26 protein-coding genes, 1 tRNA gene and 2 pseudogenes are annotated in these 25,007 nt (G+C 71.5%); 22 read left to right on the forward strand and 7 right to left on the reverse strand.

Features of this window, described 5'->3' with window-relative positions; all coding sequences use genetic code 11:
• Nucleotides 1-10 precede the first annotated feature (10 nt).
• The 4 genes from ACZ4D5_RS28460 to ACZ4D5_RS28475 are packed head-to-tail and all read left to right on the forward strand — an operon-like array spanning nt 11 to nt 1,968.
• Entirely contained in the window at nt 11-445 is a 435-nt protein-coding gene (locus ACZ4D5_RS28460) for a roadblock/LC7 domain-containing protein (RefSeq protein ID WP_362326572.1), read from the forward strand.
• Nucleotides 446-447: 2 nt separating this feature from the next.
• A complete protein-coding gene (locus ACZ4D5_RS28465; protein ID WP_362326575.1) occupies nt 448-819 on the forward strand; it encodes a DUF742 domain-containing protein in 372 nt (123 codons plus the stop codon).
• Complete coding sequence (locus ACZ4D5_RS28470) at nt 797-1,390, forward strand: GTP-binding protein (RefSeq protein WP_362326578.1); 594 nt, start codon at nt 797-799, stop codon at nt 1,388-1,390. Before ACZ4D5_RS28465 ends, ACZ4D5_RS28470 begins: the two co-directional genes overlap by 23 nt.
• Nucleotides 1,387-1,968, forward strand: a complete 582-nt coding sequence (locus tag ACZ4D5_RS28475) for a GAF domain-containing protein (RefSeq protein ID WP_467775263.1) — start codon at nt 1,387-1,389, stop codon at nt 1,966-1,968. Before ACZ4D5_RS28470 ends, ACZ4D5_RS28475 begins: the two co-directional genes overlap by 4 nt.
• 26 nt (nt 1,969-1,994) lie before the next feature.
• Here ACZ4D5_RS28475 and ACZ4D5_RS28480 read toward each other — a convergent pair whose 3' ends face one another.
• Nucleotides 1,995-3,884, reverse strand: a complete 1,890-nt coding sequence (locus ACZ4D5_RS28480) for a DUF2264 domain-containing protein (RefSeq protein ID WP_467775264.1) — start codon at nt 3,882-3,884, stop codon at nt 1,995-1,997.
• A 36-nt stretch (nt 3,885-3,920) separates the two neighbouring features.
• On the opposite strand from ACZ4D5_RS28480, the gene ACZ4D5_RS28485 reads away from it, so the two are divergent.
• The 6 genes from ACZ4D5_RS28485 (at nt 3,921) to ACZ4D5_RS28510 (ending at nt 9,959) form a co-directional block, all read left to right on the forward strand.
• Nucleotides 3,921-4,160, forward strand: coding sequence for a hypothetical protein (locus ACZ4D5_RS28485; protein ID WP_467775265.1), 240 nt, complete (start codon nt 3,921-3,923; stop codon nt 4,158-4,160).
• Nucleotides 4,161-4,409: 249 nt separating this feature from the next.
• On the forward strand, nt 4,410-5,153 hold the full coding sequence (locus tag ACZ4D5_RS28490; protein ID WP_467775266.1) for a hypothetical protein: 744 nt from the start codon (nt 4,410-4,412) through the stop codon (nt 5,151-5,153).
• Nucleotides 5,154-5,393: 240 nt separating this feature from the next.
• Nucleotides 5,394-6,578 (forward strand): Gfo/Idh/MocA family protein, encoded by a 1,185-nt coding sequence (locus tag ACZ4D5_RS28495; RefSeq protein ID WP_467775267.1) that lies wholly within the window; start codon nt 5,394-5,396, stop codon nt 6,576-6,578.
• A 123-nt stretch (nt 6,579-6,701) separates the two neighbouring features.
• On the forward strand, nt 6,702-7,730 hold the full coding sequence (gene tdh / locus ACZ4D5_RS28500) for an L-threonine 3-dehydrogenase (protein WP_467775268.1): 1,029 nt from the start codon (nt 6,702-6,704) through the stop codon (nt 7,728-7,730).
• A 42-nt stretch (nt 7,731-7,772) separates the two neighbouring features.
• Complete coding sequence (locus ACZ4D5_RS28505) at nt 7,773-8,972, forward strand: glycine C-acetyltransferase (RefSeq protein ID WP_467775269.1); 1,200 nt, start codon at nt 7,773-7,775, stop codon at nt 8,970-8,972.
• A gap of 87 nt (nt 8,973-9,059) precedes the next feature.
• Entirely contained in the window at nt 9,060-9,959 is a 900-nt protein-coding gene (locus ACZ4D5_RS28510; protein ID WP_467775270.1) for a LysR family transcriptional regulator, read from the forward strand.
• 37 nt (nt 9,960-9,996) lie between these two features.
• Here the strand turns inward: ACZ4D5_RS28510 and ACZ4D5_RS28515 are convergent, their stop codons facing one another.
• A complete protein-coding gene (locus ACZ4D5_RS28515; protein ID WP_467775271.1) occupies nt 9,997-10,812 on the reverse strand; it encodes an SDR family NAD(P)-dependent oxidoreductase in 816 nt (271 codons plus the stop codon).
• A gap of 211 nt (nt 10,813-11,023) precedes the next feature.
• On the opposite strand from ACZ4D5_RS28515, the gene ACZ4D5_RS28520 reads away from it, so the two are divergent.
• The 5 genes and pseudogenes from ACZ4D5_RS28520 (at nt 11,024) to ACZ4D5_RS28540 (ending at nt 14,412) form a co-directional block, all read left to right on the forward strand.
• On the forward strand, nt 11,024-11,653 hold the full coding sequence (locus tag ACZ4D5_RS28520) for a TetR/AcrR family transcriptional regulator (protein WP_467775272.1): 630 nt from the start codon (nt 11,024-11,026) through the stop codon (nt 11,651-11,653).
• Between the two features lie 161 nt (nt 11,654-11,814).
• Nucleotides 11,815-12,951 (forward strand): PQQ-dependent sugar dehydrogenase, encoded by a 1,137-nt coding sequence (locus ACZ4D5_RS28525; RefSeq protein ID WP_467775273.1) that lies wholly within the window; start codon nt 11,815-11,817, stop codon nt 12,949-12,951.
• 65 nt (nt 12,952-13,016) lie between these two features.
• Nucleotides 13,017-13,205 (forward strand): annotated as a pseudogene (locus tag ACZ4D5_RS28530) (ABC transporter ATP-binding protein); the annotation flags it as partial.
• Between the two features lie 65 nt (nt 13,206-13,270).
• Nucleotides 13,271-13,834 (forward strand): helix-turn-helix domain-containing protein, encoded by a 564-nt coding sequence (locus ACZ4D5_RS28535; protein WP_467775274.1) that lies wholly within the window; start codon nt 13,271-13,273, stop codon nt 13,832-13,834.
• On the forward strand, nt 13,831-14,412 hold the full coding sequence (locus ACZ4D5_RS28540) for a GNAT family N-acetyltransferase (RefSeq protein ID WP_467775275.1): 582 nt from the start codon (nt 13,831-13,833) through the stop codon (nt 14,410-14,412). The genes ACZ4D5_RS28535 and ACZ4D5_RS28540 overlap by 4 nt, the downstream gene beginning before the upstream one ends.
• On the opposite strand, the pseudogene ACZ4D5_RS28545 reads toward ACZ4D5_RS28540, so the two are convergent.
• A pseudogene (locus ACZ4D5_RS28545) lies at nt 14,382-14,756 on the reverse strand (sugar phosphate isomerase/epimerase); the annotation flags it as partial. The gene ACZ4D5_RS28540 and the pseudogene ACZ4D5_RS28545 overlap by 31 nt on opposite strands.
• A gap of 138 nt (nt 14,757-14,894) precedes the next feature.
• Between ACZ4D5_RS28545 and ACZ4D5_RS28550 the strand changes: the two are divergent.
• Both ACZ4D5_RS28550 and ACZ4D5_RS28555 read left to right on the forward strand, forming a co-directional pair.
• Nucleotides 14,895-15,872, forward strand: coding sequence for an alpha/beta fold hydrolase (locus ACZ4D5_RS28550; RefSeq protein WP_467775276.1), 978 nt, complete (start codon nt 14,895-14,897; stop codon nt 15,870-15,872).
• Nucleotides 15,873-15,949: 77 nt separating this feature from the next.
• On the forward strand, nt 15,950-16,330 hold the full coding sequence (locus ACZ4D5_RS28555; RefSeq protein ID WP_467775277.1) for an MmcQ/YjbR family DNA-binding protein: 381 nt from the start codon (nt 15,950-15,952) through the stop codon (nt 16,328-16,330).
• Nucleotides 16,331-16,510: 180 nt separating this feature from the next.
• On the opposite strand, the gene ACZ4D5_RS28560 is transcribed toward ACZ4D5_RS28555, so the two are convergent.
• Nucleotides 16,511-17,434, reverse strand: a complete 924-nt coding sequence (locus ACZ4D5_RS28560; RefSeq protein WP_467775278.1) for a transketolase family protein — start codon at nt 17,432-17,434, stop codon at nt 16,511-16,513.
• 84 nt (nt 17,435-17,518) lie between these two features.
• Nucleotides 17,519-18,241, reverse strand: coding sequence for a transketolase (locus ACZ4D5_RS28565; RefSeq protein WP_467775279.1), 723 nt, complete (start codon nt 18,239-18,241; stop codon nt 17,519-17,521).
• Between the two features lie 137 nt (nt 18,242-18,378).
• On the opposite strand from ACZ4D5_RS28565, the gene ACZ4D5_RS28570 reads away from it, so the two are divergent.
• A tRNA-Pro gene (locus ACZ4D5_RS28570) sits at nt 18,379-18,452 on the forward strand.
• Nucleotides 18,453-19,033: 581 nt separating this feature from the next.
• Here ACZ4D5_RS28570 and ACZ4D5_RS28575 read toward each other — a convergent pair.
• Both ACZ4D5_RS28575 and ACZ4D5_RS28580 read right to left on the reverse strand, forming a co-directional pair.
• A complete protein-coding gene (locus ACZ4D5_RS28575; protein WP_467775280.1) occupies nt 19,034-19,336 on the reverse strand; it encodes a hypothetical protein in 303 nt (100 codons plus the stop codon).
• Nucleotides 19,337-20,133: 797 nt separating this feature from the next.
• The gene (locus ACZ4D5_RS28580) at nt 20,134-20,961 is read right to left on the reverse strand and encodes an oxidoreductase (RefSeq protein WP_467775281.1); all 828 of its coding nucleotides are present in this window, start codon (nt 20,959-20,961) and stop codon (nt 20,134-20,136) included.
• Between the two features lie 130 nt (nt 20,962-21,091).
• On the opposite strand from ACZ4D5_RS28580, the gene ACZ4D5_RS28585 reads away from it, so the two are divergent.
• The 4 genes from ACZ4D5_RS28585 to dctA all read left to right on the forward strand — a co-directional run bounded on the left by ACZ4D5_RS28585 (nt 21,092) and on the right by dctA (nt 24,985).
• Complete coding sequence (locus tag ACZ4D5_RS28585) at nt 21,092-21,532, forward strand: MerR family transcriptional regulator (RefSeq protein ID WP_467775282.1); 441 nt, start codon at nt 21,092-21,094, stop codon at nt 21,530-21,532.
• A 10-nt stretch (nt 21,533-21,542) separates the two neighbouring features.
• Nucleotides 21,543-22,409 (forward strand): LysR family transcriptional regulator, encoded by an 867-nt coding sequence (locus ACZ4D5_RS28590; protein WP_467775283.1) that lies wholly within the window; start codon nt 21,543-21,545, stop codon nt 22,407-22,409.
• A gap of 132 nt (nt 22,410-22,541) precedes the next feature.
• Nucleotides 22,542-23,597 (forward strand): tartrate dehydrogenase, encoded by a 1,056-nt coding sequence (locus tag ACZ4D5_RS28595; RefSeq protein ID WP_467775284.1) that lies wholly within the window; start codon nt 22,542-22,544, stop codon nt 23,595-23,597.
• 47 nt (nt 23,598-23,644) lie between these two features.
• Complete coding sequence (dctA, locus tag ACZ4D5_RS28600; RefSeq protein ID WP_467775285.1) at nt 23,645-24,985, forward strand: C4-dicarboxylate transporter DctA; 1,341 nt, start codon at nt 23,645-23,647, stop codon at nt 24,983-24,985.
• Nucleotides 24,986-25,007 lie beyond the last annotated feature (22 nt).

The following is a 25,007-nucleotide window of genomic DNA, read 5'->3' on the forward strand; positions in this document are numbered from 1 at the left end:
TCGATCCACCATGGCGAGCGATGCGCCGACCGGCCATGTATCCGATCTCGACTGGCTGATGAGCGGCCTCGTCCAGCGTGTGCCGCACACCCACAGCGCAGTCCTGCTCTCCTCCGACGGACTCGTGAAGTCGGTGCACGGCCTCGACCCGGACAGCGCCGACCACATGGCCGCCCTCGCCTCGGGGCTCTACTCGCTCGGGCGCAGCGCGGGGGTCAGGTTCGGCGACGGCGGGGACGTCCGCCAGGTCGTCGTGGAGCTGGACTCCACGCTCCTGTTCGTCTCCACCGCGGGCTCGGGCACCTGTCTGGCCGTGCTCGCCGGACGCGACGCGGACGCCGCCGTCCTCGGCTACGAAATGGCCATGCTGGTCAAGAGCGTCCGCCCGTACCTGATCACCGCGCCCCGGCAACCCGCCGGCGAACCCGCGCCGATGAGGCACTGAGGATGGCGGCCCCGCACGACGGGCCCTGGCTCGACGACGCCGCGGGCCGGCTCGTCCGCCCCTACACCGTCAGCAACGGACGGACCAGACCGACCAGCCAACTCGACCTGCTCTCCCAGGTGATGGCGACGGGATCCACCCCCCTCGGCTACCTCGGGCCCGAGCACGCCGAGGCTCTCGCGCTGTGCGAGGCGCCCGTCTCCGTCGCCGAGATCGCGGCGCAGCTCAAGCTGCCCGCGGTCGTGACCAAAGTGATCCTCTCCGATCTCCTCGACTGCGGGGTCCTCACCACGAAGGCCCCGGACTTCTACCACAACCCCACTGACCGGTCCCTGTTGGAGGCAGTGCTCGATGGATTACGACGACAGCTCTGACCCCTTCCCCACCGCGCTGAAGATCCTGGTCGCGGGTGGCTTCGGGGTCGGAAAGACGACCTTTGTGGGCGCGGTCAGCGAGATCGCGCCCCTGAGCACCGAGGAGTTGCTCACCACGGTCAGCGAGGGCACCGACGACCTGTCGGGCGTGGAGAACAAGACCACGACCACCGTCGCGATGGACTTCGGCAGGATCACGCTCGACCCCGAACACGTGCTGTACCTCTTCGGTACACCGGGCCAGGAGCGGTTCTGGTTCATGTGGGACGAGCTCTCCGAAGGCGCGCTCGGCGCGGTGGTCCTCGCCGACACCCGGCGTCTGGAGGACTGCTTCGCCGCCGTGGACTTCTTCGAGCAGCGCGGCATGGGCTTCATCGTGGCGATCAACGAATTCGACGGGGCCTACCGCTACGAACCCGAGGAGGTGCGGTCCGCGATCGACCTCGACCCTCAAGTGCCCGTCGTGCGCTGCGACGCGCGGATCTCCAGTTCCGGCATCCAGACGCTGCTCACCCTCGTCAAACACCTGCTCAACCATGCCCCGGCGCCGACCTACGGAGCCCACACGTGATGTACGACCCGACCGGGCACCTGCTTCTCACCCCCGTGGACAAGGAGGCGCCCGCGCGGGTGCGCAGACTGCGCGGGCTCGGCATCGGGCAGCGCCCCGAACCGGCCTTCGACGCCTTCGCGCAGCGGCTCGCCGAGCTGACCGGAGCGCCCTACTCGATGGTCAACTTCATCGACGAGCGACGGCAGTTCTTCGCCGGGCTGCACACTCCGGAGGGGGCGTGCTTCGGCGCGGAGCAGACCGCCGACGCCGAAGCGCCGCCCGGCGGCGGTGAGGCGCACCGCTACATGGCCCGTGACCACGGCTACTGCCCGCACGTCGTGGTGCGCCGCAAGGCCCTCGTCCTGGAGGACGTCTGCGAGTACCCGCGGTTCGCGGGCAACCCCGTGGTGGACGAGATCGGCATCCGCTCCTACCTGGGCGCGCCCCTCATCGACCGGACGGGGATCGTGCTCGGCACGGTCTGCGTCGTGGACGTCGAGCCGCGCCGCTGGGGCAGGGCGGGGCTCGACACGATCAAGTCCATGGCCGCGGAGCTGGTCGAGCAGATCCACCGACGGGAGGACGGCGGGATCTGACCAAGGGCCTCGGGCCCAGGGCCGGTTCAGAGGTCGAGCTCGGCCCCGTCCGGGAAGCGGACGCGGACACGGCCGCCGTCGTCGCTCACGTCGCAGGTGAGGGACTCCCGCAGCGCCCGCGGGTGGACCGTGTCCTGGGACAGGGCGACCAGGGTGACGTGGACGCTCGTGCCCCCGGGGTGGTCCTTCGCCGTCAGGAACGGTGTCGCGGAGTGCGGTCCGTACGCGTTGGCCGCCACCTCGCGGGCGATGCCCGTCTCCTTGGCCCAGCCGTGCAGGGCGACGACCGCGCTGGTCAGGCCGGTGGTCGTACGGGTGAGCGCCCAGCCGGGGCCCTGTTCGGCGTGCGGCGGCGTCTCGTCCGCGACCGCGTGGCCGCCCTCCCGGACGCCCGCTCCGGCCGGGGCCAGCACCCGGTGCACGCGGATCTCCCACGGTCCGTGCAGCGCGCTGGTCGTCTCGATCGGGAACACCTCGCCGTCCTGGGAGGGCAGTTCGGCGTCGTGGCGGGACGCGGCGACGCGGCCCTCGCACCGCAGCGGGTGGATGCGGCGGCGGCGCGAGGGGGTGCCGTCAGGGGCGAGCAGCGCCAGATGGCCGTCGACGGCGCGCTCCCACGCGCGCGGGGCGGTCTCGGGGGCCGTCGCCGTCGAGTAACCGAGCTTGGCGTAGTGCGGGTCGTCCTGGGCCGGGCCCTCCAGAGGATTGTGGTCGCTGCCGTGGTTGACCAGGCGGACGATGCCGTCGTGCCGGGTGCCGTGCAGGAGCCAGCCCGGCTGCGGAAGCGCCGTGTACCGGTCGGACTCCTCGACGGGCAGCGGGAGTTCGCGCTCCGTCCACACCGGGTGGTCGGCGGGCAGGAGCAGCCCCAGGAAGCCCTTGCTCGCCCAGTACGGCGACGCGGGACCCGAGTAGGCCTGTGTCGCGGGCAGGAACGTCCCGTACCAGCCGAGCGGGAGCAGGCCGCGCTCGTCGGGGACGCCGCGCTCCACGAAGTGCCGGGCCGTGCCGGAGGCGAGCCGCCGGGTCAGGCCCGGCGCGAGCGGGGTGCAGTCGGCGAGGGCGCCCATCCACACGGGCGCGGCCGCCGCGAACCGGTACGTCAGGGAGCGGCCCTGGTGGACGGGGGCACCGTCGCCCCCGAAGAAGTGCGGGTACGTGGCGAGGAACTGGGCGAGGCGTGCGCGGTAGACCTCGGCGCGGCCTTGGTCGTCGTCGCCGGCCATGCGGGCCCACAGCAGTGGGTACAGGTGCATGGCCCAGCCGATGTAGTAGTCGAAGTTGCGCCCGTCGCCGTCGCTGTACCAGCCGTCGCCGCGGTACCAGTCCTCGATGCGGTCGAGGCCGCCGTCGATGTCCGACCGGCTGTACGGGGCGCCGACCGAGGCGAGGAACTGCTCGGACACCACCTGGAAGAGCCGCCAGTTGTTGTCCCAGGTCTTTGCGCCGACGAACCCGCAGAACCAGTCCACCACCCGCTCCTGGACCAGGGGGTCGAGCTTGTCCCAGATCCAGGGGCGGGTCTCGTGCAGTCCGATCGCGATCGAGGCGGCCTCCACCATCTGCTGGGAGCAGTCGGTGAGTTCGGGCCAGGCCTCGCCGCTGCCGCGGTCCGTGCCCGTTGTCAGACCCCGCGCGTAGCGTTCTGTGAGACGGGGGTCGACCTCGCCGCCCGCTCCCGCGATCCGGAAGGAGGCCAGCAGGAATGACCGCGCGTACCCTTCGAGCCCGTCCGAAACGACCCCCGACCAGCTGCCCCGCCCCGGCAGGCGGTACTGCGCGAAGCCCGGCGTCGCGTAGGGGACGAGCGCTTCCAACTGCCGGTCGGCGAGCGCCTCCCAGTGCGCCCGGGTCCAGCCGGTGAGGGGGGACAGGACACGGTCGGTGGGCGGCAGGGTCAGGTGCGGTGCGGGCATGGGGTCCGTAACTCCTCGATGGGTGATGCGGGTCGGGTGACCCTATTCGCGGTAGGGGCTCGCGTCGACGGTGGGCCGTGGCAGGCCGAGCTCGGCGGCGTCCGGCGCGTGCGGCAGATCGAGGTGCGGAACGACGCCTCGATGACGACCGCGGACTTCGACGCCCAGCCGTCGAGGACCGCGGACTTCGCCGACGCCGGGACCCGGCACGTGAGCGGGAGGGCGCTGCGCCCCACCCTCCTGGAACTCGGCGGGGCGATACGGCCGAATTCGTGAGGATCAGGCTGACGGGCACCGGACGGGTGGGCCTCTCCCACGTGCTCGTGCATCCCTAGCCGGGGGCGCATCGCTGGGGCCGTATGGGTGGAAGAGGCGGCCGAGGGGAGCGGAGCGGTCGACGGCGAGGGAATTGTCCCACTAAGTGACCAGTCGCACTATCGCTGCCGACGTCAAGCACTCCATGACCTGACGTCAAGCACTCCACGACCCGACGCCACGCACTCCACGAAGGGAACCGTGAGGTTCATGCCCCACTCCTCAGGCCACCGCTCCCGTCTGCTGCGCACCGCCTCGCTGGCCGCGGCGGTCGCCGTCGTCGCCGCCCTCGCGGGACCCGCTGCCGCCGCATCGGCGACCCCCGTGAGCGCTCGCGCCGCCGCCCCGGTGTCGGTGCCGGGCGACACCACCCCGGTCGTCTCGGGCCCGACCTCGCTGGAGGTCGACTCGCTGCTCGACCTCGAGGGCGCCGCCAACCTGAAGGTCGCCGGCGGCAGCCTGATCCACAGCAACAACCGCATCACCGGCGGCACCATCAGGCTCAGCGGCTCCGTCACCCTCAAGGCCGGCAACAACCTGGCCACCGTCAAGAACATCTCCATCGACATCGCCACGGGCACCGTCCGGGCGACCGTGGCGGGCAAGGCGATGGTCCTCGGCACCATCGACACCAGCAGCCTGCGGCTGCGCTCGGACGCGGGCTCGAACCTGCTCTACGTCGTCATCGGCCTGGTGTCCGACAACAACATCAACCTCGGCGCGGACGCCGCGGCGCGGCTGCACGGCATCCTGGGCGTGCAGTTGGAGGAGGACCAGACCCTGCTCACCGGATCCATCGGCGCGGCCGTGGTCCTGGACGCGGATCTGGCCGCCGACCTCGGCGTCGACCTGGACGCGGCGGTCCAGGCGGGCCTCGACGCCGACGTCGAGCTGGACGCCGACATCGACGTCTCCCTCGACCTGGAACTCGGCCTGCACGTCGGCATCCTCTGACGGACGCGGCGCCCCACGAACCACGGAGGTCCGGCCCCTACTTGCTGGGGGGCCGGGCCTTCGTGCGTACTCACCCGCGCACACTCCTCGACACGGACAGCCGGGGCCGGATAGATAAGGATCAAGCTCGTCCGCACCACGGGAATCACCGAAGCAATCACCAAGGGAACCACCACGGGAATCACGTCGGGGATCCCTGAGCCACGCACCCGCAACACCGGCACAAGCGAAGGAAGTTCCATGACCGACCTCCGTCTCGGCGTTCTCGGCTACGGACTGCGCGGCTCGCTCGCCCGCACCGCACACCGGCCGGGAGCGGGCTCGCGCGTCACCGCGCTGGCCGAGCACGACGCCACCGCCCGCGCCGAGGCGGCCGTGGCCTTTCCCGGCGCGCTGATATCCGGCGATCACCGCAAGGTCGTCGAGGACCCGGACGTCGACGCGATCGTCGTCCTCACGCCCGACCACACCCACGCCCGGCTCGCCTGCGAGGCCCTGCGCGAAGGCAAGCCCGTCTTCGTCGAGAAGCCCCTGGAGACGAGCGTCGAGGCGTGCGACGAGATCCTGCGGACCGCCCACGAGACGGGCACGCGCCTGTACGTCGGGCACAACATGCGGCACATGCCCGTGGTCCGGCTGATGCGCGACATCATCGAGCGCGGCGAGATCGGCGCGGTCAAGACCGTCTGGGTGCGCCACTTCGTCGGCTACGGCGGGGACTGGTACTTCAAGGACTGGCACGCCGAACGGCAGTACACCACAGGCCTGTTGCTGCAGAAGGCCGCCCACGACATCGACGTACTGCACTGGTTGGCGAACGGCTACACCCGGCAGGTGCAGGCCCTCGGCGACCTGATGGTCTACGGCGACAACCCGCACCGCCGCGCGCCGGGCGAGCCGAAGACGGACGACTGGTACACCAAGGACGGCCACTGGCCGCCGCACACCCAGCGCGACCTCAACCCCGTCATCGACGTCGAGGACGTCTCGCTGGTCAACATGCGCCTGGACAACGGGGTGTTGGCGGCCTACCAGCAGTGCCACTTCACCCCGGACTACTGGCGCAACTACACCGTCATCGGCGACGCGGGCCGCCTGGAGAACTTCGGCGACGGACCCGGCGGCGTCGTCAAGGTGTGGAACGCGCGCCGGTCCGGCTACCGCGGCGAGCCCGACGCCGCGTACCCCGTGCCGGACGCGCAGGACGACGGCGGGCACGGCGGCGCCGACCCGCTGCTCGTCGACGAGTTCGTCCGCTTCGTACGCGAGGGAGGCCGCACCGACACCTCGCCCGTCGCGGCGCGCATGGCGGTGGCCGCCGGCGTGCGGGCCACGCAGTCGCTGCGGGACGGCGGGACACCGCGCGAGGTGCCCGCGCTCGACCCCGGGCTGATCGCCTACTTCGCAGCCGGTCAGACCCGCTGACCCGCGAGGTCTGAAGGAAAGCTGCGGCGGCGCTTAAGAAATCCTCGATGGACCGGGGCGCCGCCGTAGGGAAGATTCCTGTGTCGTCGGAGGAAGAAGCGACGTACGACAGGAGCCGTTGCGTTGAAGGCGCTGGTCAAGGAGAAGGCGGAGCCGGGTCTGCGGCTCATGGACGTCCCGGAGCCGGAGATCGGCCACGGCGACGTCCTGATCAAGGTGCTCCGCACCGGGATCTGCGGCACCGACCTGCACATCCGGGCCTGGGACGGCTGGGCGCAGCAGACGATCGCCGCGCCCCTGGTGGTCGGGCACGAGTTCGTCGGCGAGGTCGTGGCGACCGGCCGCGACGTCGCGGACATCACCGCCGGTGACCTGGTCAGCGGTGAGGGCCACCTGGTCTGCGGGAAGTGCCGCAACTGTCTGGCCGGGCGGCGCCACCTGTGCCGCGCCACGGTCGGCCTCGGGGTCGGCAGGAACGGCGCCTTCGCCGAGTACGTCGCGCTGCCCGCGTCGAACGTATGGGTGCACCGCGTCCCCGTGGACCTCGACGTGGCCGCGATCTTCGACCCCTTCGGCAACGCCGTGCACACCGCCCTGTCCTTCCCGCTGGTCGGCGAGGACGTGCTGATCACGGGGGCCGGGCCGATCGGTCTGATGGCGGCGGCCGTCGCCCGGCACGCCGGCGCCCGCAACGTGGTGGTCACCGACGTCAGCGAGGAGCGCCTGGAGCTGGCCCGCAAGGTCGGTGCCGGGCTCGCCCTGAACGTGGCGGAGTCGACGATCGCCGACGGGCAGCGCGAACTCGGTCTGCGCGAGGGCTTCGACGTCGGTCTGGAGATGTCCGGCAACCCGCGGGCGATGCGCGACATGGTCGCCAACATGACCCACGGCGGCAAGATCGCCATGCTCGGCCTGCCGTCCGAGGAGTTCGCCGTCGACTGGGCGCGGATCGTCACCTCGATGATCACGATCAAGGGCATCTACGGCCGAGAGATGTTCGAGACCTGGTACGCGATGTCCGTCCTGCTCGAAGGCGGCCTCGACCTGGCCCCCGTGATCACCGGCCGCTACGGCCACCGCGACTTCGAGGCGGCCTTCGACGACGCGGCGAGCGGCCGCGGCGGCAAGGTCATCCTCGACTGGACCGCCTGACCTCCGGCCCGTAGTCCTCCGAACACCCCTAAGGAATCACGCATGTTCGACTCCGTACGCGAAGACCTCCAGGCCACCCTCGACGAGATCGTCGCCGCGGGGCTGCACAAGCCCGAGCGCGTCATCGGCACCCCGCAGTCCGCGACGGTCGCCGTCACCGCGGGAGGCCGCCCCGGCGAGGTCCTCAACTTCTGCGCGAACAACTACCTCGGCCTCGCCGACCACCCCGAGGTCGTCGCCGCCGCCCACGAGGCGCTGGACCGCTGGGGCTACGGCATGGCCTCCGTCCGCTTCATCTGCGGTACGCAGGAGGTGCACAAGGAGCTGGAGGCGCGCCTGTCCGCCTTCCTCGGCCAGGAGGACACGATCCTCTACTCCTCCTGCTTCGACGCCAACGGCGGTGTCTTCGAGACGCTGCTCGGCGCCGAGGACGCGGTGATCTCCGACGCCCTCAACCACGCGTCCATCATCGACGGCATCCGTCTGTCGAAGGCGCGCCGCTTCCGCTACGCCAACCGCGATCTCGCGGACCTGGAGCGGCAGTTGAAGGAGGCGGCCGAGGGCGGCGCGCGCCGCAAGCTGATCGTCACCGACGGCGTCTTCTCCATGGACGGCTACGTCGCCCCGCTCCGTGAGATCTGCGACCTCGCCGACCGCTACGACGCCATGGTCATGGTCGACGACTCGCACGCCGTCGGCTTCGTGGGCCCCGGCGGCCGCGGCACCCCCGAGCTGCACGGCGTCATGGACCGCGTCGACATCATCACGGGTACGTTGGGCAAGGCGCTCGGCGGCGCGTCGGGCGGCTACGTCGCGGCCCGCGCGGAGATCGTCGCGCTGCTGCGCCAGCGCTCGCGCCCCTACCTCTTCTCGAACACCCTCGCCCCGGTGATCGCGGCGGCCTCGCTGAAGGTCATCGACCTCCTGGAGTCCGCCGGTGACCTGCGCGAACAGCTCGCCGCCAACACGGCGCTCTTCCGCTCGCGGATGACCGAGGAGGGCTTCGACATCCTGCCCGGCGACCACGCCATCGCGCCCGTCATGATCGGCGACGCGGCCGTGGCGGGACGGATGGCCGAGCTGCTCCTGGAGCGGGGCGTGTACGTGATCGGCTTCTCGTACCCCGTGGTGCCGCAGGGCCAGGCCCGCATCCGCGTCCAGCTGTCGGCCGCGCACTCCACGCAGGACGTGAACCGCGCGGTCGACGCGTTCGTCGCGGCGCGGGCCGAGCTGGAGGGCTAGGGGGCCGAGCCGGAGGGCTGGGGGGCCTGCCGGGAGTGGCGCGGCCCGGGGTACGGATGAGGCTCCCGGTGAGGGAGAATCATCCGCATGATCGAAGCACGGCGGCTGCACATCCTCCGTGCGGTGGCGGACCACCGCACGGTCACGGCCGCTGCCGCCGCGCTCTACCTCACCCCGTCCGCGGTCTCCCAGCAGCTCACCGCCCTGGAGCAGGAGACGGGCCACCGCCTGGTCGAGCGCTCGGCGCGCGGGGTGCGTCTGACGGCGGCGGGCGAGATCCTGCTCGCGCACACCAACGCGGTCCTGGCCCAGCTGGAGCGCGCCGAGGCCGAGCTCGCCGCCTACAGCTCCGGCGCGGCGGGCACGGTGACCGTCGCGGCCTTCGCCACCGGGATCGGCCTGGTCGTCGCCCCCGCCGTGGCCCGCCTCGCCGACTCCGCACCCGGCATCCGGCTCCGCGTCCAGGACGCCGAGGGCGACGCGAGCCTGCCGATGGTGCTCGACCGGCAGGTGGACGTGGCCGTCGCCGTGGAGTACCGGGGGGCGCCGGGCGCGGACGACCCCCGGCTGACCCGCGTCCCGCTCTACGCCGAGCCCTTCGACGCGGTGCTCCCGCTCGGCCACCGCCTCGCCGACGCCGAGCGGGTGCCGCTCGCCGAGCTCGCCAAGGACGCGTGGATCGGCCCCTTCGCGGGCAACCCGTGCCACGACGTGGTGATGCTCGCCTGCGAACAGGCCGGATTCCAGCCGATGTTGGAGCATTGGTCGGATGACTTCAGGGCGGTGGTGGCGCTCGCCGCGGCCGGTGCGGGAGTCGCCCTCGTGCCGCGCTCGGCGCTGCGCGGCATGGACGTGTCGGGGGCCGTGGTGCGCCCGGTGGAGGGGGCGGCCCCCACGCGCCGGGTGTTCGCGGCAGTGCGGTGCGGCGCGGAGGAGCACCCGCTGATCCGTCCGGTGCTGGACGCGCTGGGGGACGCGGCGGGGTGAGCGTCGCCTCGCGGCGGGCTGCCGCACGCGCGGGCCGTCACACGCTCTTGACCGAGTTCCCGTCGACGACGTGGTCCGCCCCGGTGGTGCTCGCGGCGAGCGGCGAGGCCAAGTAGGCGACGAGGGCGGCGACTTCGGCCGGGGTGACGAGCCTGCCGGTGACCATGCCCGCGATGGCGGGGAGCTGGGCGAGGAGCTGTTCCTGCGACACGTTCATGGCCTTGGCGACCTCGGAGCCGTACCCGTTGGGGCTCTCCCACATGTCGGTGCGGACGGGGCCGGGCGTGACGGTGTTGACGCGTACGCCCCGCGGCCCGAACTCCTCGGCCAGCGCCTTGCCGAACGCGGTCAGCGCGGCCTTGGCGGTGCTGTACGTGATGGGCCCGGCGTGCGGCGTCTTCGCGCTGGTGGAGGAGACGTTGACGACGGCGCCGCCGCGCGCGGTGAGGTGGGGGAGGGCCGCCCGGGTGACGCGGACCGAGGCGAAGAAGTTCAACTCGTAGGCCTCGTGCCACTGTTCGTCGGTGAAGGTGAGGAAGCCGCCCGTCCACCCCTCGCCCGAGTCGCCGCCGCCGACGTTGTTGACGAGGACGTCGAGCCCGCCGTCCCCGCCGTCTCCGCCCTCTCCGCCGAGCGCCGCCATCGCCTGCTCCACGAGGCGGGCGGGTCCCTCGGCCGTGGACAGGTCCACGGAGATGCCGATGGCGCCGGTGGCCTTGAGTTCCGGCGTGATGGTGCGGGCCGCCGCCACCACGCGCATGCCCTCGTCGAGCAGTGCGGAGACGGTGGCCAGTCCTATGCCGCGGCTCGCGCCGGTCACGAGGGCGGTCTTGCCGGTCAGCTGCAGATCCATGGAGTTCCCCTGTTCTGTTCTGTTCTGGTCCTGGTCTTGTTTCTGGCCCTGGTCCTGATCCTGAGGGCGACTCTTGAGCCGTAGGTGAGTCGTCGAAGACGCTTGAACCATAGGACCTGCAACATCAGTGTTGCAACTATCTGCGTACCAGTGCCCCTGACGTAACATCTTGGCGAGAGCGATTCGGTGAAAGAACGAAAGAGGGAGCCACGTGGAGCGCACCCGGCAGGAGTCGCGCGGCGACGGGCGGCGGCCTCTGCGCGCGGACGCGGAGCGGACCGTGCGCACCATCCTCGAGGCCGCCGAGCGCGTCCTCGGCGCCAACCCGGCGGCGACGATGGAGCAGATCGCGGCGGCGGCCGGTGTGGCGCGCACCACCGTGCACCGGCGGTTCACCAGCCGCGACGCCTTGGTGGACGCGCTGACCGCGTGGGCGACGCGTCAGTTCCACGAGGCGGTGACCAGCGCCCGCCCCGACAGTGCGCCGCCGCTGATCGCCCTCTACCAGGCGACCGCCAACGTCCTTCGCGTGAAGATCAGTTGGGGGTTCGCCATGAGCAGGACCGCCCCGCAGGATCCGGAGGTGGCGCAGGCGCACGCCGACGTGCTCGACCAGTGCGACCGCCTCTTCCGCCGGGCGCGCGAGGCGGGCGTGCTGCGCCCCGACACCGACCTGGACTGGGCCCGCCGCGCCTACTACGCCCTCATCCACGAGGCCGCCCAGGGCCGTCAGGAGAAAGGCGAAGGTGCCGACGACGACGTCGACGCGCTGGCGACGCTCGTGGTCGACACGTTGCTGCGCGGCATCGGTGGCGGTCAGTCAGGTGTCGCCGGATCCTGACCCGGTAGGTCTATACCAGCCTCCGCCGTCCCAGTATCCTCAGCCGTGGCCAGTGGCACACCATCCCCCCACCCAGGTTGCGTGCCGGCACGGGCGACGCCCACCCAGCTCTGCCCCCGCAGCCGGGTGACCTCCCATGCGCCGCCTCCAGGAGGATCACGGTGAAAGTTCGCACGAGAACCACGGCGATCGTCGGCACCATCTGCCTCGTCGCCTCGCTCGCCCTGACCACGGCATCCGCCGACGAGTCCGCCGCCCCGCGCCAGGCGCCGAAGGTCGCGCTCGAGAAGGTGGCGACGGCCCGGAATCCGATCGCCGGCGCGGCCGGTCCAGGTGGCACGCTCTGGATCGCCGAACGCGCGGGCACCGTAAGGGTGTTGAGCGGTCAGGGGCTCGGGGAGCCCGTCCTCGACATCTCCAAGGAGACCACCACCGACGGTGAACGCGGCCTGCTGGGCATCGCGTTCGACAACAAGCGCGCGCACTTCTACATCTCGTACACGAACCTCGAAGGCACCAGCACCGTGGACGAGTTCGCCGTGCGGCACGGCAAGCTCCGGCCCGAGACGCGGCGCACCGTCATCACCCAGACGCAGCCCTACGCGAACCACAACGGCGGCGACATCAAGTTCGGCCCCGACGGCTACCTCTACATCGCCTTGGGTGACGGGGGTTCGGGCGGCGACCCGCACGGCAACGGGCAGAACCTGGACACGCTGCTCGGCAAGTTGCTGCGGATCGACCCGAGGGGCGGCAAGCCGTACGCGATCCCCTCGGACAATCCGTTCGTGGACGATCCGAAGGCCAAGGACGAGATCTGGGCGTACGGGCTGCGTAATCCGTGGCGGTTCTCCTTCGACGCGGGCACGGGCGACCTGCTGATCGGTGACGTCGGTCAGAGCGCCTGGGAGGAGATCGACTGGGCCCCGGCGAGGAGCGAGGGCGGCGAGAACTACGGCTGGTCCCAGATGGAGGGCAACCACCCCTTCCGGGACGGCGCGGAGCCCGCGAACCACGTGCCGCCGGTGCACGAGTACGACCGCACCGGCCTCGGCTGCTCGGTGACCGGCGGATTCGTCTACCGGGGCAAGGCGATCCCCACCCTCAGGGGCCAGTACGTGTTCAGCGACTACTGCGACGGCACCGTCCGCTCCCTGGAGATGAAGAACGGCAAGGTCACCGGCGTGAACGACCTCGGAGTCAACGGCGGCGAGGTCATCTCCTTCGCGCAGGGCGGCACCGGCGAGCTGTACGTGTTCGACATCGGCGGCAGCGTCTACCGCATCGAAGCGGCTTAGCGGCTTGGCGGCTTGGCGGCGGCCCTCGCGTCCGTGCAGTCCTTCGCGGCCGAGGGCGTCGCCCGATCGCCGAAGCCGCGTTCCTCGCGGACCGCGTCGTCGTGATGAGCCCGGGTCCCGGCGCGGTGACGGAGGGCGTCGATGTGGGTCTGCCGACCGAGCGGGAGTACGCCGCCACGCTCGCCTCCCCGGAGTTCAGGGCCGCCACCGGCCGGACCGGGGAGCTGCTCGGGGCGGTCTCGGCGCACGACTGAAGGGGGGAGGGCTGAGAGGTGGATCACGCTTGTTGTCGTCCCACATGCGGGATAGCGTGCCGAATATGGAACACGATGGAGTCGACGCGCGTCTCGCCGCCCGGCTGTCCGAGCTGCGTGCCGAACGCGGCTGGTCCCTGGGCGAGTTGGCCGAGCTGAGCGGCATCAGCCGCTCCACCCTGTCACGTGCCGAGCGCGCGGAGATCAGCCCCACGGCGGCCCTCCTGAACCGGCTCTGCGCGGTCTACGAACGGACCATGTCGCAGCTCCTGAGCGAGGTGGAGGCGGAGCCCGCGCAGTTGGTGCGCGCCGTCGACCAGGCGGTCTGGGCGGACGACGACGCCGGCTTCATGCGCTGGCAGGTCTCCCCGCCGCAGATCGGGATGCGCGGAGAACTCGTCGAGGGGCGGCTGCAGCCCGGCGCCGACATCGCGTACGACCGCCCTGCCGTGCCCGGCCTGGAGCAGCACATCTGGGTGCTCGAAGGGACCCTGGAGGTCACGGTGCACGGGGAGGCGCACGCGATCGGCACCGGCGACTGCCTGCGCTACCGGCTGTGGGGCGCGTCGCGGTTCCGCTGCCTGGGCGAGGAGGCCGTGCGGTACGCGCTCGTGGTGGTCAAGCCGTGACCGTCTTCCCGAAGCGGGCGTGCGTCGATCGTCTTGACGCGGACCAGTTCCGCTCTTCGGCCGATGGCTTGGCCGCCCTCCTGCTCGACGCCGTGCACGGCGGCGCGTCCGTCGGCTTCCTCGCGGACCTCGACCACGCCGCCGCGGCCGCCTGGTGGCGCGGGCTCGACACGGCCGTCGCCGAGGGGCGGCTCGCCGTCTGGGCATCCCGCGACGACGCGGGGCGCGTCACGGGCACCGTCAGTGTGGCCTTCGTCGACCGGCCCAACGGCCGCCACCGCGCCGAGGTCGTCAAGCTGATGGTCCACCGCTCCGCGCGCGGGCAGGGCCTCGCCCGCGCGCTCCTGACCACGGCCGAGGAGGCGGCGACCGAAGCGGGCGTGACCCTCCTGGTCCTGGACACCGAGACCGGCAGCCCCGCCGAGTCCCTGTACGAGAAGGCGGGTTGGAACCGGTCCGGGACCATCCCCGACTACGCGTCGGACCCGGCGGGGGCCCTCCGGTCGACGACGTTCTTCTACAAGCGGCTCGGCACGGACCCGGGCGGTCAGGAGCGCAGCGCCGCCAAACACGGGTAGCTGTCGCGCGCCGTCGCGAACGGGTCGGCAGGGGTGTCGTGTTCGACCAGCCCCTGCCGGACGCCGCCCACGCGCGCGTGCGCGAACATCGCGGCGAAATCGAGCGTGTCCGAACCGACGTCGGCGAAGCGGCCGTCCGCCGCCATGTCCTTGACCTGCGGCGCGGGGAAGCGGCGCGGATGACACCGGAAGTACGTCGCCCGATCCGCGCCGCCCCTCACCGCCCCGTGGTCCGTGCCGTGGTCGTGGAAGAGCACGGGGCCGAGACCCGCGTCGCGCGAAGCGCGCCCGATCCCGTTGAACTGCCGCGCCGCCTCCCGGAATCCGTCCGGCGTCTGCGGCGCGACCCAGCGCCTGTCCTCGTACGGGCCCCTCGGAGCCGTCCCCCTGCGCTCTTCGGTGTCTCTTGTGTCCGCATGACGTCCCGCGCGCGGGGGAGGCTGCCCGGTGGAAACCAGCCGCACCTCCAGGGAGCCGCAGCGATGCCCGACCGAGCCGACGACACCACCCCCAGTGCCGCGTACACCGCAGGGCTGCTCAACGCGGCGGACGGCGTGCCCGTCGCCACGTACACCTGGCTGCCGGCGGACGGCAGGCCGCGCGCCTATGTGCAGATCGCGCACGGCGCCGCCGAACACGCCCTGCGGTACGACCGGTTCGCCCGCCACCTGGCCGCGCACGGCTACGGAGTGGTCGCCTCCGACCACCGCGGCCACGGCGCCACCGCGCAGGCCACGGGTGGCTACGGCGTGACCTCCGGAGGATCCGGCGCCGAGGACGCCGACAGCTGGCGGGCGATCGTCGAGGACCTCAGGGCCATCGGCGACCAGGTGCGCACCCTGCACCCCGGCCTGCCGTTCTTCCTGCTGGGCCACAGCCTCGGGGCGATGCTCGCGCGGGACTACGCCCAGGAGTACGCGGACGGACTCGCGGGCGTGATCCTCTCGGGTACGTTCCGCTCGCTGCCGGGTGCCGACACGGAGGGGGACATCGCCCGTCTGGAGCGCGACATCGCCGAGCGCGGCCGGGCCGCGCCCTCCTCGTACGTCCCCGACCTCTTCGCCTCGTTCAACGCCCCGTACGTCCACCGCACCGGCTTCGAGTGGCTCTCGCGCGACGAGGCCGAGGTGGACGTCTACGCACAGGACGAGCGCTGCGGGTTCGCCTTCTCGGCGGGGCTCAGCGTGGACTGGCTGCGGGGGATCCGGAAGATCAACGACCCGCGGAACCTCGCGCGCGTGCTGGCCGATCTGCCGATCCACGTGGTGGTCGGCGAGCAGGATCCGTGCAATCAGCGGATGACGCTCGTCCACGAACTCCTGGAGGACTTCCGGTACGTGGGGGTCGAGGACCTCACGTGGAAGGGCTACCGGGACGCGCGCCACGAGATCCTCAACGAGACCAATCGGGACGAGGTCCAGGAGGATCTGACGGCGTGGCTGGACAAGCGGGTGCTGTGAGCCGTGGCGTCCGCGCGGCCACGGGGCGCCGGGTGATCGCCGGGTGATTGTCAGTGGGGTTGGTTACGGTTCATCGCATGTCGAAGTCCAGATCCCGTGCGCGCGTCACCTCCGATGACGTGCGCCGCATCGCCCTCGCCCTGCCGGACACGGTGGAGAAGATCGCGTGGAGCATGCCCACGTTCCGTGTGGCCGGAAAGATGTTCGTGACGGTTCCCGACGACGAGACGTCCTTCGCCGTGCGCTGCCCGAAGGTCGAGCGCGACGAACTGGTCCTCGCGGAGCCCGACAAGTTCTGGGTCGCCGCCCACGAGGCGGCCTCGGCATGGGTGAGGGTGCGCCTCGCGGCGCTGGACGAGGCGGAGCTCGAGGACATCCTGGCCGACTCCTGGCGCCAGGCGGCACCGCCCCGACTCCTGGAAGCACACCCGGAGTTGGGCGTTCCGTCCGCGGGCTGACCGGACACGCCCTTTCTCTCTTCCAGCGGGACCCTTCGCCGGTCCCTGCCGCCCCTGGGGGCAGGCGCTCGCGGGCCTCGCCGCGAGCGCCTGCGGACGGAGTCGGTCCCGCTCAGGGGCGGTGGGCGCCCACCCCGGAGCGGGCCGCAAGCCGCTGTCACGCAGCGCGCGTCGCGGCTGTCACGCAGCGCGCACCGCGGTCCGCTCGCCCAGGAAGGCGCTGATCCGCCCGCGCAGCGACTCCGCGTCGAGCCCGTGCGCGGCCATGTGCTCGGCTATCTGGCCGTAACGCCGCAGCTCACGCCGTCCCACGCCGAGGCCGAGCACCCGGTGCGGCACATCCGCGAGGGCGTCGTTCACGACGGTGGTGGAGGTCCCCGCGAGATACGGCTCGACGACCACCACATCGGCGGCCGCGTCGGCACCGACGGCCCGGCGCAGCGCCTGCTCGTCGAAGGGCCGCACGGTCGTCGCGTACAGCACGGTCACATCCAGCCCCTCCGTGGCGGCGAGGACCTCGTCGAGCATCGGCCCGACGGCGATCACCACACCGCCCCGGCCCTCACGCACGGTGAGGAACCCCGCACCGTCGACGGGCAGCGCCTGCGCGTTCGACTGCACCGAGAGGCGTACGTAGACCTTGTCGTCGCCCGCCGCGACGGCGTGCCGCAGCAGCGTCTCGGCCTCGTCGGGATGGCCCGGCACGTGCACGGTCCAGTCGTCGAGGGTGTCGAACAGCGCCACGTCGGCCGGCGACATGTGCGTGAAGCCGCCCGCGGGCCAGTCGAAGGACGCCGCGGCGCTCACCAGGACGCCGCCCACGCCCTGGTGCCCGAAGTCGAGCTTGATCTGCTCGAAGGGCCGCTCCACGAGGAAGCTCGCGAAGGTGTGCACGACGGGCCGGAGCCCGGTGAGCGCGAGCCCGGCGCCCGCCCCCACGAGGAGCTGCTCCCTGATCCCCACATTGATCACCCGGTCCGGGTGCTTGCGCATCGCCTCCTCGAAGGGGTCCTTGCCGATCTCGGCGAGGACGACGGCGACGCGGGGATCCTCGTCGAGCAGCCGGGAGACGACGGGGGCGAAACGGTCACGCATGGTGTCCATGGCAGAAGGGTCCTTCCGGGAGGTGCGCGGGCAGGGGTGGGGTGAACGGGTGGGGTGAGAGGAGACAGGGGCGGCGGCGAGGGCTCACGCGACCTTCGGTTCGCGCGCGGACTCCTTGGGCTCGACGCGCGCGACGACCACGCGCGGCCGCCCCGGATGCGGCGCGGTGAAGGCCGCGTACAGCGCCTCGTGATCACGCCCGTCGACGGTCTCGGCGGACCATCCGGCGGCCTCGAACCGGGCGGCGATCCCGCCGGGCCTCGCGTAACTCGCCGAGCTGTTGTCGATCACGAGCGTGTGCAGCTGCTCCAGGCCCGCGGGCCCGGCATAGGCGATGGCCTCGTGGTTGCTGCCCTCGTCCATCTCGGCGTCGCCGACGAGGACCCACACGCGGGGTGCGGTGAGCCCCTGCGCCTTCAGGCCGAGCGCCGTCCCCACGGCGAGCGGCAGCCCGTGCCCCAGCGAACCACTGCCGATCTCGGCACCCGGCACGAGCACCCGGTCCGGGTGGTGCCCGAGCGGGGAGTCGTACGAGCCGAAGCCCTCGAGCCAGTCGACGGGCAGGAACCCCTTGGCGGCGAGGACGGCGTAGTAGGCCATGGGCCCGTGCCCCTTGGAGAGCAGGAACCGGTCGCGTCCCGGATCGTCGACCCGCTCCGGTGTGACGCTGAGCACTCGGTCGTAGAGCACCCAGAGCGCGTCGAGGGTCGACGTCGCGGCGGGCCCGTGCTTCTCGTCCCCCGTCATGAGGCCCATGAGGCCGGGCAGGTCGCTGTATCCGTATGTGCGTTCCGTGGTCGTCGTCATGCGGAGAGCGTGCAACTTAAACCGCGCTTGAGGTCAACAGTGGCCCGGGCGGCGAAAGGGGTGAGCGATCACCAGTCGGAGTGCGGTATGGTTTCTCTGCGCGTTCGGCCAGGGGAAACCCCAGGTCACACGGGCAACGGGACGTGGCGCAGCTTGGTAGCGCACTTGACTGGGGGTCAAGGGGTCGCAGGTTCAAATCCTGTCGTCCCGACTCGTAAGAGTCGCAGGTCGAAGGGCCGTATCAGATCTCTCTGATACGGCCCTTCGATCGTCTTCGGGGACAAGCCGAGGGCCGGGGCCGGCCGGGGACCAGCGCTCGTGACCGCGTCAGTGGGTGATCACGGCGGGGTCCGGCGGGGACCGGGGAGCGCGCGGCACGTCCAGGTGTGATGCGCCGAGAGCGCGGCGCCCGCAGCGGTGATCTTGTGCGCGTCCCAGGCGCGGATACGGCAGCCAGTGCCGCGCGACCGCCGACGACCGCGGGGCGTTCCCGAGCCGCCACTTCCGCCGGAGCGCTCAGCACGACGAGGCGCGGCGGCAGGTTCACTCGTACGAAGGGCCGTTCCCGCGCCCGTGGCCCTCAGGGGGAAGAACTCCTCCCGGGCCGTCGGCCCGCCGAGGGCGCGCCACTCGGCGTAGACCTCGACCGGGGCGTCCCGAGGCGGCGCACCTGCAAGATCCGCATCCCAGGCCCAGCCCGCACGCGGCCTTCCACCGCGCCTGATGCTGACCGTTTCGTTCTCGGCCGCGCCGACGTCGACGGCCTGCGGGGGGGCAGGGCGGACCACACTGTCAGTCGGAGCTCACCCGCAGGGACTCGATGTCGGCCCAGCCGTGGGCGGCGAGCCGTTCCTCGAGGCCCAGTTCGGGGGCCGCGATGATGTGGAGGCTCTGGTGTGTGCCCAGGCTGCGGGCGAGGACGGCGAGGGTTTCCAGGACGCCGTTCGAGAGGTACTCGACCCGGGTGAGGTCGATGGTGATCTCTTGTGCGGTGCGGCTGTGGTCGGTCACGGCGATGGCCAGCGGGCCCTTGTGGGCACCGGTGACCTCGCCGTACAGGCATACGCCGGGCGTGCCGTGAAGCGGAGTGATCATCAGGAGTTTGTCTACGAAGTAGTCACGCATCAAGGACCCCGAAGGGAGTGCACCGCCATGGGGAGCCGGGACGGACGTCGTCCATCCGGAATCGCAGTGGTGCTGATGAAGCGGGATCAGAGTCCCGCGAAGACAGCCGCTGGCGTGGAGGGCTCCTTGGCCCTGAGAGATCGCCGAAACCACATCACCGCGCTGACGGCGAGGTATATTCCACGGGCTACGACGAATCTACTCCCGCACGGGCTCCCTGGATAGCCCGACCTCGAGCGGTCATGCACGACTCATGGCACTCCCCCGCGACTCCCCGGGAACGGAACCGGAGGGCCAACTCTCCGGGATCAGACGCTCGGTTGAGGGCTGCGTCGTCCCGGCTGGCCAGGGGATCTGTGGAACGGGAACGCGTCCTGAGGAGACCGCGTCGACACCTGACCCTCGCCACCCCGGGCTCGCCGCCGGGGGGTACCCCCGGCGGAAAGGATGGGGAACTGGTCGACGAGGCCGCCCAGTTGAAGCATGCGGTGTGGACGCACGCGACCGTCGGCCGGGCGGCCGGAGTCGTACTCGCGCTCGGACGGATGAACCCGGCCGAGACGTGGGGCGTACTGCGTGGGGCGTACTGCGCGAGATGTCGATGCGGACCGACGTCAAGCCGCGGACGAGCATCCCCGAACGCTGAACCTCCAGGCGGGGCAGCGGCCGTCCCCGAGGTCAGGGACGGCGCGCTGTGGATGGGCGGCGGCGGGTGGCGCCCTTGGGCCGGGTATCCGTGCCCATGCCGGGGGCGGAGCCGGAGGCGCTCAGGCGCCGGTGGAGAGTGCCACGTGGCGCCACTGGTCGAGTTCTCGGCGCACCAGATCCAGCTTCGCCTCGACGCGCTCGATCGCGTCCGCGCCCAGCTGCAGGCGCAGCGGCGGCTCGGGGATCTCGGTGATGTCGACGACGGCTTTCGCCGCCTTCGCGGGATCGCCCGGCTGGCGGCCGTCGTTCTGGGCCAGCGCCTCGCGCACCGGGCCCGTGCCGGCGGCGTAGTCGGGGATGGAGGCCGGTTCGACCCGCATGCTGGAGCTGCTGAGGAAGTCGGTGCGGAACCCGCCCGGTTCCACGATCGTGACGCGGACGCCCAGCGGGGCCAGCTCGCCGTGCAGTGCCTCGGAGATGCCTTCGAGGGCGAACTTCGACGCTCCGTACAGACCCACCGCCGGCGCGGTGGCGAAGCCGCCCACGGAGCTGATGTTCAGGACGTGTCCCGAGCCCTGGGCGCGCAACGTCGGCAGGGTCGCCCGCAAGGTGTTGAGCACGCCGAAGACGTTGACGTCGAACAGCGCCCGGGCGGCGTCGTCAGAGGTCTCCTCGATCGCGCCCAGGAGGCCGTAACCGGCGTTGTTGGCCACGACGTCGATCCGGCCGAATCGCGCCAGGCCCGCCTCGACCGCGGCCGACAGCTGCTCCGGCTCGGTCACGTCCGCGTTCACCGCGAGCAGACCCTCCGGCTCCTGCGGGTGCGCCCGCAGCACCGCGGACGCGTCCCTCGCCGTGGCGATCACGCGGTGTCCGCGGTCCAGCGCCTCCCGGGTGATCTCCGCGCCGAGCCCGCGCGATGCCCCGGTGACGAACCAGACGCTCATGTTCTCCCCCTGTCTCCCTCTGTTTCCACGGCCCGACGGGCCGACACCGAGACGCTAGAACCTAGAGTCGGGTCTAGATCAACGGTTGCGTGAACGGCTGAGTGAACGGTTGTGCGGGGGAGGAGAGCTCATGGATCTGAGCATCGGTGAGGTGGCGCAACGCAGCGGGCTGAGCGTGCACGCCCTGCGGTTCTACGAGCGGGAGGGCCTGTTCGCCAATCCGGTGCGCCGGCTGTCCAACGGGCGCCGGATCTACCACGAGGAAGACGTGGAGTGGCTGGCCATCTGCACGAAGCTGCGCTCGTCCGGCATGTCCCTGGCGGAGATCCGGCGCTACGTCGAGCTGGCCCGCCAGGGCCCGGGCAACGAAACCGAGCGCCTCGAACTGCTGCGCCGGCACGAGAGGCGCGTGGAGGCGCAGATCCGCGAGCTGCGGGACACCCTGGACGTGATGCGGTACAAGGTGCGGATCTACGAGGACCATCTCGCCCGCGGCGAAGCGGACCGCCTCTGGAACCCGACCCTCCCCGGCGCCGCCGAGGCCGACAGGCCTCAGGAAGGCGGCGGGTGAGAATCGGGCCATGGACATCCGGCAGCTGGAGTACTTTCTGGCGATCGTCGATCACGGTGGGTTCAACCGTGCGGCAAGCGCGCTGTACCTGTCGCAGCCCTCGCTGTCGCAGTCGGTGCGGGCGTTGGAGCGGGACCTGGGCAGTGATCTCTTCCACCGCATCGGGCGGCGGGCCGTGCTCACCGAGGCCGGGCGGGCGCTGATCGAGCCCGCCCGGGCCGCCGTCCGCGGCCTGGAGACGGCGCGGGCCAGTGTCGCCGCCGTGCGGGAGCTGCGGTCGGGTCGGCTCGACGTGGCCGCGATGCCCTCGCAGGCGGTCGAACCGCTGACCACCATGGTCCGCTCCTTCCACGACCGCCATCCGGACGTGTCCGTGGCCGTCAAGGCCGCCTTCACCTCGCGGGACGTCGTCGACATGGTGCGTACGGGTGCCGCGGAGCTGGGACTGCTCGCGGCCTCGGGGCCGTTGCCCGACAAGGAGGTCGTCGTCCGTCCGGTCGGTGAGCAGCGCTTTGTTCTGCTCGTGCCGCCCGGCGGACCCTTCGGCTCCCAAGAGGCAGTCTCCTGCGAGGAGTTGGCGGGACAGCGGCTGATCGTCGGTCAGCGCGGCACCGGCATGCGGGCCTACGTCGACGGTCTCCTGGAGCGCGGCATCGCCCTCCGCGTCGCCGCCGAGACCGAGCACCGCGTGGCGATCCTGCCGCTGGTCCTCGCGGGGGTGGGCCTCGCCGTGGTGACGGAGTCCTGGCGCACCACGGCCGAGCGGATCGGCGTCCGCGTCCTGGACATCGAGCCCGAGACGAAGCTGAGCATCGCGCTGGTGAGCCGCCGCGGGCTGCTCTCGCCCGCCGCGGAGGCGTTCCTGGAGTGCGCCTGATGTGAGTCGGTCTTCCGGGGCCGGTCTTCCGGGGGTGGCCTTCCCGCCGAGCTCCACTGACAGGCACGGCCTATCAGGCACATCACCAGCACGTCTTGGACGCCCGCACGGCCCCGTTGCTGGAATCGACGCATGACGAACCACCACATCGCCCTCATCCCCGGTGACGGCATCGGGACCGAGGTGCTGCCGCCCGCGCGCCGGGTCCTGGAGGCCGTGGCCGGACGCCACGGCATCGGGCTGACCTTCACCGAGTACGACTGGTCCTGTGAACGGCATCTGCGCGAGGGCGCGATGATGCCCGAGGACGGCCTCGATCGACTGCGGGACAAGGACGCGATCCTGCTCGGCGCCGTCGGTCACCCCGCCGTGCCCGACCACGTCTCGCTGTGGGGCCTGCTGATACCGATCCGCCGCGGCTTTCGCCAGTACGTCAACCTGCGGCCGATCCGCGTCTTCGAAGGCCTGGAGAGCCCCTTGCGGTCGGCTGCCGCGGGGGAGGTCGACTTCGTCGTCGTACGCGAGAACGTCGAGGGCGAGTACAGCGAGATCGGCGGCCGGCTCAACCGGGGGTTCCCCGAGGAAATGGCCCTGCAGGAAGCCGTGTTCACCCGGGCCGGGGTGACCCGGCTCCTCGACTACGCCTTCGCGCTGGCCGACCGGCGCGGCGGGCACCTGACCTCCGCCACCAAGTCGAACGGCATCGTCCACACGCTGCCCTTCTGGGACGAGCTGGTCGCCGAACGCGGCGCCGTGCACCCGCAGGTGACGTGGGATCAGGAGCACATCGACGCGCTGGCCGCCAAGTTCGTCCTGGACCCCGCCCGCTTCGACGTGGTCGTCGCCTCCAACCTCTTCGGCGACATCCTCAGCGACCTGGCCGCGGCCGTGGCCGGCGCCATCGGCATCGCCCCGGCGGCCAACCTCAACCCGGAGCGGGACTTCCCCTCCATGTTCGAGCCCGTGCACGGCTCCGCCCCCGACATCGCGGGACGCGGCATCGCCAACCCGATGGGTGCCATCTGGTCGGCCGCCATGATGCTCGACCACCTCGGCCACGACGACGCCGCCGCGGCCGTCACCGACGCGCTCGCCTCGGTCCTGGCCAAGACCGACGTCCGCACGCCGGACCTGGGCGGCACCGCGACGACCGCCGCGTTCACCGACAAGGTGCTCGAACTGCTCTGAGCGCCCCGCGTCCCCGTTCCTCGACGAGGAGTAACAGGAGTCACGCCATGGCAGCGCCGGCGTCCACGCCCACCGTGTCACCCCCGGACGGCACGCCGTCCCGCCCCTGGTACCAGCAGCTGTACTTCTGGGTCCTCACCGCCATCGCCTCCGGCATCCTGACCGGCTGGCTGTGGCCGTCGGTGGGCGTCGCGCTGGAACCGGTCGGCACCACCTTCGTGTCCGCCATCAAGATGCTGATCACGCCCATCGTCTTCCTGACGATCGTGGCGGGCATCGGCGGTGTCGACAGCCTGCGCCGGGTCGGGCGCGTGGGGCTGAAGTCGCTGGCGTACTTCCAGGCAGGCACGCTCGCGGCCCTCGTGGTGGGCCTGATCGCGGTCAACGTCTTCCAGCCGGGCGCCGGGGTACACGCCCACCCCGGCGACCTCCGCCTGGAGGGCGACGCCGCCCAGTACGTCGAGGACGGCAAGGACCAGAGCTGGTGGCACTTCCTCACCGACATCGTGCCCTCCAGCGCCGTCGGTGCCTTCGCCGAGGGCAACATCCTCCAAGTCATCTTCTTCTCGGTGCTGTTCGGCGTCGCCCTCAAGGCCGTCGGCCCGGTCGGGCAGCCGATCGTCGACGGGGTCAACCGGCTCAGCGCCGTCGTTTTCAAGATCCTGCACTACATCATGCTGGCCGCCCCCGTCGGAGCGTTCGGCGCGATGGCCTACACCATCGGCGAGTACGGCATCTCCACCCTCACCAGCCTCGGGCAGCTCATCGCGCTGTTCTACGGCACCTCGCTCTTCTTCGTCCTGGTGGTCCTCGGCTCGGTCACCGCGCTGCTCAGGATCAACATCCTGCGTCTCCTGCACCATCTGCGCGAGGAGTTCCTGATCGTGCTCGGCACCTCGTCCTCCGAGAGCGTGCTGCCGCGGCTGATGGCCAAGCTCGAAGGGCTCGGGGTACGCCGCGAGATCGTGGGGCTCACCGTGCCCACCGGTTACTCCTTCAACCTCGACGGCAGCTCCATCTACCTGTCCCTGGCCGCCGTCTACATCGCCCAGGCCACCGACACCCCACTCGGACTCGGCCAGCAACTGGGCCTGCTCGCGGTCATGATCCTCACCTCCAAGGGCTCCGGCGGGATCACCGGCGCGGGGTTCATCGCCCTGGCCGCGACGCTCACGACCGTGGGGACGGTCCCCGCGGCCGGGATCATGCTGATCTTCGGCATCGACAAGTTCATGTCCGAGTGCCGGGCCCTGACCAACCTCGCGGGCAACAGCGTGGCCACCCTGGTCGTCGCCCGCTGGGAGGGCGTCCTGGACGCCGGGCGGGTCAACCGAGTGCTGCGCGGGCGCGACCGGTCAGGGGCGGAGCGGGATCCCTCGGGGGAGTAGGCGAGCGAGCCTTGAGGCTCCG

It is taken from the genome of Streptomyces sp. NPDC025651 (genome assembly GCF_055558735.1).

Excerpts from the sequence above, each read along its gene's own strand:
- ACZ4D5_RS28460 (WP_362326572.1), top strand. The coding sequence starts at position 11 with ATGGCGAGCGATGCGCCGACCGGCCATGTATCCGATCTCGACTGGCTG.
- ACZ4D5_RS28465 (WP_362326575.1), top strand. The coding sequence starts at position 448 with ATGGCGGCCCCGCACGACGGGCCCTGGCTCGACGACGCCGCGGGCCGG.
- ACZ4D5_RS28470 (WP_362326578.1), top strand. The coding sequence starts at position 797 with ATGGATTACGACGACAGCTCTGACCCCTTCCCCACCGCGCTGAAGATC.
- ACZ4D5_RS28480 (WP_467775264.1), bottom strand. The coding sequence starts at position 3,884 with ATGCCCGCACCGCACCTGACCCTGCCGCCCACCGACCGTGTCCTGTCC.
- ACZ4D5_RS28490 (WP_467775266.1), top strand. The coding sequence starts at position 4,410 with ATGCCCCACTCCTCAGGCCACCGCTCCCGTCTGCTGCGCACCGCCTCG.
- ACZ4D5_RS28495 (WP_467775267.1), top strand. The coding sequence starts at position 5,394 with ATGACCGACCTCCGTCTCGGCGTTCTCGGCTACGGACTGCGCGGCTCG.
- ACZ4D5_RS28505 (WP_467775269.1), top strand. The coding sequence starts at position 7,773 with ATGTTCGACTCCGTACGCGAAGACCTCCAGGCCACCCTCGACGAGATC.
- ACZ4D5_RS28510 (WP_467775270.1), top strand. The coding sequence starts at position 9,060 with ATGATCGAAGCACGGCGGCTGCACATCCTCCGTGCGGTGGCGGACCAC.
- ACZ4D5_RS28515 (WP_467775271.1), bottom strand. The coding sequence starts at position 10,812 with ATGGATCTGCAGCTGACCGGCAAGACCGCCCTCGTGACCGGCGCGAGC.
- ACZ4D5_RS28535 (WP_467775274.1), top strand. The coding sequence starts at position 13,271 with ATGGAACACGATGGAGTCGACGCGCGTCTCGCCGCCCGGCTGTCCGAG.
- ACZ4D5_RS28550 (WP_467775276.1), top strand. The coding sequence starts at position 14,895 with ATGCCCGACCGAGCCGACGACACCACCCCCAGTGCCGCGTACACCGCA.
- ACZ4D5_RS28555 (WP_467775277.1), top strand. The coding sequence starts at position 15,950 with ATGTCGAAGTCCAGATCCCGTGCGCGCGTCACCTCCGATGACGTGCGC.
- ACZ4D5_RS28560 (WP_467775278.1), bottom strand. The coding sequence starts at position 17,434 with ATGGACACCATGCGTGACCGTTTCGCCCCCGTCGTCTCCCGGCTGCTC.
- ACZ4D5_RS28565 (WP_467775279.1), bottom strand. The coding sequence starts at position 18,241 with ATGACGACGACCACGGAACGCACATACGGATACAGCGACCTGCCCGGC.
- ACZ4D5_RS28575 (WP_467775280.1), bottom strand. The coding sequence starts at position 19,336 with ATGATCACTCCGCTTCACGGCACGCCCGGCGTATGCCTGTACGGCGAG.
- ACZ4D5_RS28580 (WP_467775281.1), bottom strand. The coding sequence starts at position 20,961 with ATGAGCGTCTGGTTCGTCACCGGGGCATCGCGCGGGCTCGGCGCGGAG.
- ACZ4D5_RS28585 (WP_467775282.1), top strand. The coding sequence starts at position 21,092 with ATGGATCTGAGCATCGGTGAGGTGGCGCAACGCAGCGGGCTGAGCGTG.
- ACZ4D5_RS28590 (WP_467775283.1), top strand. The coding sequence starts at position 21,543 with ATGGACATCCGGCAGCTGGAGTACTTTCTGGCGATCGTCGATCACGGT.
- ACZ4D5_RS28595 (WP_467775284.1), top strand. The coding sequence starts at position 22,542 with ATGACGAACCACCACATCGCCCTCATCCCCGGTGACGGCATCGGGACC.
- dctA (WP_467775285.1), top strand. The coding sequence starts at position 23,645 with ATGGCAGCGCCGGCGTCCACGCCCACCGTGTCACCCCCGGACGGCACG.